The organism is Promicromonospora sp. NPDC060271 (assembly GCF_042726755.1).
In the GTDB taxonomy this organism is placed as follows: domain Bacteria; phylum Actinomycetota; class Actinomycetes; order Actinomycetales; family Cellulomonadaceae; genus Promicromonospora.
The window spans coordinates 1-1,898 of the sequence record NZ_JBHXBG010000313.1 but is presented as its reverse complement, the minus strand read 5'-3'; the positions used below and the strand labels follow the sequence as shown (position 1 = coordinate 1,898).

The 1,898-nt window shown below is 71.1% G+C and carries 2 protein-coding genes; both read left to right on the top strand.

The annotated features are described in order from the left end of the window. Positions 1-71 precede the first annotated feature (71 nt). A complete protein-coding gene (locus ACFWE2_RS25295; RefSeq protein ID WP_377226961.1) occupies positions 72-827 on the top strand; it encodes a lysophospholipid acyltransferase family protein in 756 nt (251 codons plus the stop codon). After that, positions 824-1,858: an NAD(P)H-dependent glycerol-3-phosphate dehydrogenase gene (locus ACFWE2_RS25290; protein WP_377226960.1), complete on the top strand. Its 1,035-nt coding sequence runs from the start codon at positions 824-826 to the stop codon at positions 1,856-1,858. The genes ACFWE2_RS25295 and ACFWE2_RS25290 overlap by 4 nt, the downstream gene beginning before the upstream one ends. Positions 1,859-1,898: the final 40 nt, after the last annotated feature.

Below are 1,898 nucleotides of genomic sequence, written 5' to 3'. Positions count from 1 at the left end.
AGGGTTGCCCTGGGAGACTCGGACAGGCGCTCTACTTCGCGGACCCCCGGGGCCGAGTATCCTTTCGGACCGTGTCCATCCCACGCCCCGAGTCGCGCATGTATCGCTTCGTCGCGTTCCTCGTGCGGAACCTCATGTTCGCGCTGTGCAAGTACGACTGGAAGGGGGGCGAGAACTTCCCGGCCAAGGGCGGGTTCATCGCCGCGGCCAACCACGTCACCGAGCTCGACGCGCTGACGCTGGCGCACTACCTCTTCGACATGGGCCGCGAGCCCCGCATCCTGGCCAAGCGCGGTCTGTTCGACTCGCCGCTGACCGGGTGGGCCCTGCGGGGCACCAAGATGATCCCGGTGGACCGGGACTCCGCGAAGTCCGCCGAGTCGTTGAAGGACGCCGCGAGCCAGCTCGGCGACGGCGCCTGCGTCGCGATCCTGCCCGAGGGGACGCTGACGCGGGACCCCGACTACTGGCCCATGGAGGGCAAGACCGGTGTGGCCCGCATCGCGCTGACGGCGCGCCTGCCCGTGCTCCCGGTCGCGCAGTGGGGTGTCACGGAGATCATGCCGCGGTACGGCATGCTGCGCTGGCCCTGGCCCCGCAAGAAGGTGACCATCCAGACCGGCCCGCCCATCGACCTGAGCGACCTGTACGACCGCCCGCAGGACACCGCCACGCTGCGCGAGGCCACCAGCCGCATCATGGACGCCATCACGGCCGAGCTGGAGCAGATCCGCGGCGAGGTGGCGCCCAAGCCGCGGTTCGACCTGCGCAAGCACCCCGACTACGAGGCAAAGATGACTACCTACCCCCCGGTGGAGCGCCCGTGAGCGCCACCTCGCCCGTCAGCCTGCCCGATCCGACGAAGGTCGCCGTGCTCGGCGCCGGCTCGATGGGCACCACCTTCGCCATGGTCCTGGCCGACGCCGGGTGCGACGTCACCCTGTGGGGTCGCGACGCCGCGGTGCTCGACGCCGTGGACCAGACGCACCGCAACGAGAAGTACCTGCCCGGCGTGCAGCTCCCCGCGATGCACGGGACGACCGACCCGGCGGTAGCCCTCAAGGGCGCGTCGATAGTGGTCGTCTCGGTGCCGTCCCAGGTGGCCCGCGCCACCCTGTCGTCGATGAAGGACCTGGTCGAGCCGGACGCCGTCGTCGTGTCCCTGATGAAGGGCGTCGAGCTCGGCACGGACAAGCGCATGAGTCAGGTGATGGCCGAGGTGCTGGACCTGCCCGACGAGCGGGTCGCCGTCGTCTCCGGGCCGAACCTGGCGCCGGAGATCGCCGAGCGGCAGCCGACGCTGACCGTGGTCGCCTCGCGCAGCGAGGCCACCGCCCAGCTCGTGGCGGACGCCTGCTCGACCGCGTACTTCCGCCCGTACACCAACATCGACGTGGTGGGCGTCGAGCTGTGCGGCGCGGTCAAGAACATCATCGCCCTGGCGGCCGGCATGGCGCAGGGCCAGGGGTTCGGCTGGAACACGCTGTCCGCCCTCATCACGCGCGGCCTCGTGGAGATCACGCGGCTCGGTCTCGCGCTCGGGGCCGAGCCGGCCACGTTCTCCGGGCTGGCCGGCATGGGCGACTTGACGGCGACCTGCGCTTCACCGCTGTCGCGTAACCACCGGCTCGGCAAGCACATCGGCGAGGGGCTCACGCTCGCCGAGGCGATCAAGGTGACCGGCGGCACGGCCGAGGGCGTGAAGTCGTCGGAGTCGGTGCTGGAGCTGGCCCGGGCGCACGACGTCGAGATGCCGATCACCGCGGGCGTGGTCGAGGTGCTGGCCGGCAAGCTGCCGCTGGCGGACCTGGCGGCGACGCTGCTCGCGCGGCCCAAGAAGGCGGAGGTCGCGGGCTGACGTCGTCCGGTGTCCGTGTCAGAAGCTCAGGTCACTCCAG